At 40.7% G+C, this 6483-nt stretch carries 7 protein-coding genes; 4 read left to right on the top strand and 3 right to left on the bottom strand.

Annotated features, from left to right (window positions below; all coding sequences use genetic code 11):
• Positions 1–493: tocopherol cyclase family protein (locus F6K49_RS33610; protein WP_293103624.1), on the top strand; the 493-nt coding region annotated here is incomplete at its 5' end.
• A 180-nt stretch (positions 494–673) separates the two neighbouring features.
• On the opposite strand, the gene F6K49_RS33615 is transcribed toward F6K49_RS33610, so the two are convergent.
• Together F6K49_RS33615 and F6K49_RS33620 are read right to left on the bottom strand one after the other, a co-directional pair.
• Positions 674–1036 (bottom strand): hypothetical protein, encoded by a 363-nt coding sequence (locus F6K49_RS33615; protein WP_293054789.1) that lies wholly within the window; start codon positions 1034–1036, stop codon positions 674–676.
• 280 nt (positions 1037–1316) lie between these two features.
• On the bottom strand, positions 1317–2471 hold the full coding sequence (locus F6K49_RS33620) for a DUF819 family protein (RefSeq protein ID WP_293103627.1): 1155 nt from the start codon (positions 2469–2471) through the stop codon (positions 1317–1319).
• Positions 2472–3149: 678 nt separating this feature from the next.
• Between F6K49_RS33620 and F6K49_RS33625 the strand changes: the two genes are divergently transcribed.
• The 3 genes from F6K49_RS33625 to F6K49_RS33635 all read left to right on the top strand — a co-directional run bounded on the left by F6K49_RS33625 (position 3150) and on the right by F6K49_RS33635 (position 5098).
• Positions 3150–3275: a hypothetical protein gene (locus tag F6K49_RS33625; protein WP_269087082.1), complete on the top strand. Its 126-nt coding sequence runs from the start codon at positions 3150–3152 to the stop codon at positions 3273–3275.
• Between the two features lie 348 nt (positions 3276–3623).
• Positions 3624–4301, top strand: a complete 678-nt coding sequence (locus F6K49_RS33630) for a PEP-CTERM sorting domain-containing protein (RefSeq protein WP_075904055.1) — start codon at positions 3624–3626, stop codon at positions 4299–4301.
• Between the two features lie 179 nt (positions 4302–4480).
• The gene (locus F6K49_RS33635) at positions 4481–5098 is read left to right on the top strand and encodes a PEP-CTERM sorting domain-containing protein (RefSeq protein WP_075904053.1); all 618 of its coding nucleotides are present in this window, start codon (positions 4481–4483) and stop codon (positions 5096–5098) included.
• 90 nt (positions 5099–5188) lie between these two features.
• Here the strand turns inward: F6K49_RS33635 and F6K49_RS33640 are convergent.
• The coding region (locus tag F6K49_RS33640; protein WP_293103630.1) for a WD40 repeat domain-containing serine/threonine-protein kinase at positions 5189–6483 on the bottom strand (1295 nt) is incomplete at its 5' end.

Raw genomic sequence — 6483 nt, forward strand, 5'->3', positions numbered from 1 at the left:
AAATTGGGGTCGTGCTTTTCCTAAGAAGTGGTTTTGGCTCAATTGCAACAGTTTTACCGATCAACCAGACCTGGCTCTGACTGCTGGTGGTGGTAGACGGGAAGTAGTGGGGTTGGCAGAAGCTGCTGCTTTGATTGGCATTCACTACGAAGGTAAATTTTATGAATTCGTGCCCTGGAATTCAGAAGTAAGCTGGCAGATTGAGCCTTGGGGAAATTGGCAGATGCAAGGGCGCAATGGTGAGTATGAAGTAGAGTTAACTGGTACAACTGACTATCCTGGTACACCTCTACTAGCTCCGACGGAACAGGGATTAAATTTGATTTGCCGAGATACTATGCAAGGTAACCTGAAGTTGGAACTTAAACAACGACGTGGGGATAACGTTGAACCGATTTTGATAGCTGAAAGTAAGTTATGTGGATTAGAAGTTGGTGGTATTCCTTGGCAAAAACCCTGGAATTCTTCTGCTAAATTGCCTTGGGTTTTGTGATATAGCGCTATGGGCCAGGCAAGAGAGAAAAGGCAAAAGGCAAAGGTGCGCTTTCCGGATTAAGAATTAAATTCGCCACGGGTCGCACCTAAAAGTTGATTACCACAGCTTTTCAGCTTTTATCATCGTTGACTTTTATGTTATTAAATAGGAATTATTGAGAATAACTAGACAGCTTGATTAGTCATCAGACTTATATTTGATCTTCATGACATAATTTATTTTCCCTTTGCTTCCGAATGTCACATCGACACCTTGTATACCATCTACATTAATTCCCGCAGCAGCATCACGGCTCATCTCAATTTCCATTTCATCAACGTTTTGCTTGCGTCCCTCCTCAATGATTGACCTAATGATTTCACTATCATTTTGAATAATTTCATTATCATTTTTAAAAATATTACCTGGTGACTTGACTAAATCTACTACATATTTAACAAGTCCCAATGCAGCTTGGTAAGTGGAAAATGGAAGAATAAAAATTTTCCAGTTAAATTCAGCTTCAAGCTTCTTTGTTTCTGTGTTATAAAGTATTTTCATAACATCATTTATTGATTTTTTAACAGCACTTTCGCCAATCTAGGATATTAAAAATTACAATTAGTCCGTTATGATACTTAGTATTACCCCAAATACAGTATCCCAAAAGCACATTTTTTAGGGGAAATTACTTAATGCTTATCAGTTTGCTTATCAGCCTTAGTAATACTATATAGCAATTCTCAATCATTTGTCAAATATGCAAAATATAAAATAGTTGCTGGTATTGGTTTATAGCGATATTTTTTTGCTATTTTACGAATCATTTAGGACTTCTATATCAACCCAAAGAGCGCAGAAAATTCCCTAATCCTACACCAATAAACGTAGCAACAGCATAACCCAGAGTACCGCAGAGAATCGCTGGAGTAACTAGCTTATCCCACTGCCGTGCTGTCGCCATAGCCGCTGCTGTAGTTGGCCCACCCATATTAGCATTCGACGCAATCACCAATTCAGCTAAATCCAAACCCAGCAATCGCCCAACTCCCAGTAACACTAACAAATGGATGGCGAGAATTAATCCAGCAAAGATAAACAGAACTGATCCCACTCGTAGCACTATTTCCACATTAGCGCTGGCTCCAATTACAGCAAAAAATACCTGCATCAGCAGATAGCCAATTTTTTCTGCAGCCGTTATCCTACTTAAATAACTTGGGAATACTGTCGCTAGCATCACAATTAAAACCGTTACCACCAGAATTCCCCCTTTGTTGAAGCCCAACCAGCTAGCGAGACCATAACCTACAGCACAAGCAATCATACTAATAGCTAATGCCAAACTGATCTTGAAAACAGATAGTTGTTGTCGAGACTGGGAATCAAAGATACTAAACTGACTAGAATGAGTATTTTCATGGGAGCGCTGGTTAGGAAAAATTCCCCGTAGCCACTTAATGGAAGGTAAAGAAAACAGCACTAAAAAGTACAAGGTCATCACTAAATTATCTGCTGCTACCCCAGCACTGAGTAAATCTCCTGCTCGTAACCCAGTGCTTTCAGCGGTTGCCGCAAAATTAACTGAACCACCAATATAAGTAGCACAAAAAATTGCTGCCAACTTCCAACCTTCTTCTCCTAAAGGAATCAGATAGTAAGCTACTACTGTGCCTAAAATTGTTCCCACTGCACCAATTCCATAGGCAATTAAAGTAGGTCCAGCCTCTCGCACAATCCTAAACAAGTCAGCTTGGAATAGTAGTAAAGGAATAGCTAATGGAACTAAGTAAGACCAGACCACCCCATAGGCGGGAGCATCCGGTGGGATAATCCTAAGATTAGATAGGATAAACGTTACCAAAATGGTGACAACAGCCCCAGATAGTTTAGCTCCCCAAGGAGTCCGTTCTGCCCAGAATCCAATCGTTGCTGCTGACAGCAACACAGCCCAAAGAGCGAAATCTTGATTAGGATTGATTAGAGAGGTTGCCATGATAGCTATGAGAACCGCTATATATAAATAGGTTATGAATAATAGTGCTAATTTATCACAACATTAAACACTCTTTGGAGCTCTTTCCTACTCCCTATTCCCTGCTCCCTGCTCCCTATTCCCTAACTAGTCAATAATTGATATAATTTATTAATAGTTGATGAATCTTATAGTCAATATAGGTCAACAAATAGCAAAATTTTTCTCCCCTGAGGTTTGGTTACTTAAGGGTTTGAGTAACGATTGAGCCCAGCAAGCCTAGGTAGATCAGCTGATCAGGTGACAATAAGGCTGAAAAGTAGACAGGGGTTAAGTGATGGGTGTTCGGTGCTCGGGACTCTACCCTAAAGAAAGTGAGCTCAACCCAGAGCAAGTCGCCCTCAACAATCAGGCTGAAAACCTGATTAAATCGTTTCTAGCAACAGATGATTACTCGTAATTTTACCCTCAGCTTTAAATCATAATCTTTAATTGTATCATAAACAGAGTCCAGTGGTGACCCTCTGAGGTGTATCAGTTTAAATTGTCAAGGTATCTTCATCTTATCTTTATAAAATTTTTATATTATCTTCATAGTTGAGGGTTGAGTTTTATTAAAAATCTTGATAGATTAAAATCGGCGTTAATTGATAAAAACTATTAATAAGGAGGCATTCGAGATTTAGAGCAGTTCAACCAATGCCTACATTTTTTTCTCGTCCGCTATTTGGTAGTAAGCATTCAGGCGTTGGCCAAAAGCCAAAAGCCAAGGCCACGCTACTTGAGGTGCTTTGTGGCACAGCCTTCGACGCTGTGACGATGTAACTCAGATTAAACGAATGCTTACCCATTTTATTCAAAAGCACAATCTATACCACCATCTGTAGCAGATTAGCTCAATGCTTACCCTAACCCAATAATGCTATACCCGATTTATTGAGCTGCTTCACATTCCTGAATTCAATTCAATTTTGGGGCTTTTAACATTGGGTTTTATCAGAGCATATTCGGTTTTAAAATGCAAATTTTTTAAACTAATAATAAGTTCAAAAGAAGGAGTTAAAAATGTTTACTCAGAAATCCTTCGTAAGTTTGAGTTTAGCAACTACTAAATACTGACTACTAACTCCTTCTGCCGAAAGCAGATCATTTGATTCTAGGAGGTTTAAACTTATGTCTTGCTATTTAAAGACAGCCGTTATCACCCTAAGTACAGCATTAAGCATCGTTATCCCTACCGTAGCTGAGGCAATTACCTTTGGATTTGATTGGACAGGTCAAATTGCTGGCTTTAGCGTTACCGGTTTATTTAGCTATGACGAAACGCAAAGTTATACCGATGGAATCGTCAGGACCAGTGACTTAGATTCTCTGATTGTCTCATTTTTTGATCCTCAAGGCAATTTTTTGAGAACCTATACCGATAATCATTTCGATGCAGGGGTTAACTTCAATTTTGATACTCAAACAAAGCAAATACTCCAATCGGGGACTTACTTTGACCCAGATGGAATCAACATTGGAGATGGCTCCAGAAGCGATGGTTTAACCTTCTGGTCAAAACCACCGCAAAGTAGTACGCCTCACGTCCATGTAGATGATTGGTTGGATGAGTTTGGTTTTCCTATCGGTTTTAGTAGCCATGAAGATGTTGCGTTTCCGACTCGAACCACCCAGGAACTGATTGAGACGGGCAAGGTTGGTGACACCTATATTGATCGACTAACTGAGTTAGAAACAAAAGGACAATTTGCCAAAGTTTCCACGGTTCCTGAACCAACAACATTGATAGGAGTGTTGGGTCTGGGAGGGTGGCTTTTCACTTCAAGTTTACAGCGTCGGAAACAATAGCAGATTTTCCAGCAATTTTATGTCTAAAGGAAAGATTTTTCCATGACAAAAACCCTTATACCCATATGATGCGATCGCGGTAGTGAGAAATCTACAAATCCAGGCACGGGGTGCTTCCCTCTTAGCTGGAAAAGAGGTGAAATTTTTGGTGTTTTTTTTCTTGTACTAGGAGAATAACAATGACAATCAAGACTTTAACTAAAGTAGCAACAGCGATCGTTGGCGGTAGCTTAAGCTTAGGGGTAGTCGGAATCAACTTCGTTGAAGCAGCAACTGTCAAATATAATTTCACAGTGAATCTGGAAAAGAGCTTTTTCCTGACTGGCTCTTCTGAACTCGATATTGCCCCCAATCCTGATTATTACAACGGTGAGTTTACCTTTGACGATTCAAGTTTGACTAAGGTGGGAGCTGAGAGTTTAGGAGTTGACGATGGTTTGTCAATTACCCTATTTAGTGATCCTCGAATAAATGAAGAGGACGACGAGCGTTTCCCAGACTTCCCAACTGTCAATTTCCTAAACGGAGAATTACTGGGGTTAGATTACGATGTAGTTTATCATCCTTTTACCGCCGTTGGTGAATTCTCTGGAGATTTTTTCCGTTTTTCTAATGGTGATTTCACTGACGGTTTCGATCCTACCTTCTATACTCCAGAAGACGAGCCGCGCCAGCCTATTCTCGGAAGTGGAACTGTCACCTATACACTTGTTCCTGAACCAACAACATTGATGGGAATGTTGGGTCTAGGAGGGTGGCTTTTTGCCTCAACCTTAAAACGTCGGAAACAATCATAGATTGTAAGCTATCAGCTATCAGCCGTCAGCCCGCATAAGCTGTTCGCGTAGCGTGCGCGTAGCGCATAAGCTGACGGCTGATAGCTTACATCACTCAAACTGCCAAATTTTAATAGTATTATCTTGAGAACTACTAGCAATGGTAGCACCATCATGGCTAATAGCAACGGTAGTGACAGCGCTTAAATGATCCGTGAGAGTATAGAGCAATTCACCACTACCAGGATGCCAGATTTTGACAGTCTTATCGGCGCTACCACTGATTAAGGTATTCCCTTGAGGGCTAATGGCAATAGATTTAACAGCATTCCCATGTCCGGTGAGAGTAAGCAACGGTTTTTTTGGTATTTGTAAATACCGATCCCTCTTCAGCAACCAAATCTTAATGGTTTTATCAGCACTGCCACTAATTAAAATTTGACCACTAGGGCTAAAGGTGAGTGACTCTACCGATGCCGAATGTCCAGTAATCGTTGCGGCAAGCTTACCAGTTACTAAATTCCAAAGCTTAATGGTTTTGTCAGCACTACCACTAGCTAGCAGTTGTCCATCTTTACTAATAGCTACTGTATTAACGGTTCCTAAATGGCCAAACAAAGTTGTCTGTAATGATGCCTTCTTCAGCATCCAAAGCTTAATAGTCTGATCCGCACTACCACTAGCTATAAGTTGCCCATTGTGACTAATTGCCAGACACTTTACCCAAGCAGAATGTCCACAAAGGGTATGGATTAAATTTCCCGTATACCCATGCCATAGTTTAATGGTATGATCCCAACTGCTACTAGCGATAATTTCTCCATCTGGACTAAACCCAACCGCCTCAATCACATTTAAATGTCCTGAAAGTTTGGCTACCACTGTTTTAGCTTGCCAGTTAAAGATCGTGATAGTTTTATCTGTACTACCACTAACTATAGTTTGTCCATTCGGGCTAAAGGCGATAGAATTAATTCCACTCGACTCTTCAGAAAAGGTATGTACACATTTCCAAGTAGGAGTCTCAAACTTAGGGGTAACTGTTGTAGATAAAGACGTTACTGGTATAGCAGCGAAATCCTCTGGTAAACCAAGTGCTGCTAGGACTTGAATGGCTGATTGGTAGCGTTGGTCTGGTAAATTTTCTACCATTTTGTTCAGGATGCGAATAAGCTGCTCACTGACAGGTTGCCTGAGGTAATCGACCCAAACCCACTTCCCTTCTAGACTATTAAACATATCAAAGGGGTGAACATTGGTAAGTAGATGAATACAGGTAACCCCTAAACTGTACAAATCGCTGGTTGCGATCGCTTTTCCCATCAACTGTTCCGAAGCCGTGTAAGCCGCAGAGCCAATCATAGTTCCCGTTCGTGCTAGCACAGTTTTTGTAGTCAGCTTAGCAG

It is taken from the genome of Moorena sp. SIO3I6 (assembly GCF_010672095.1).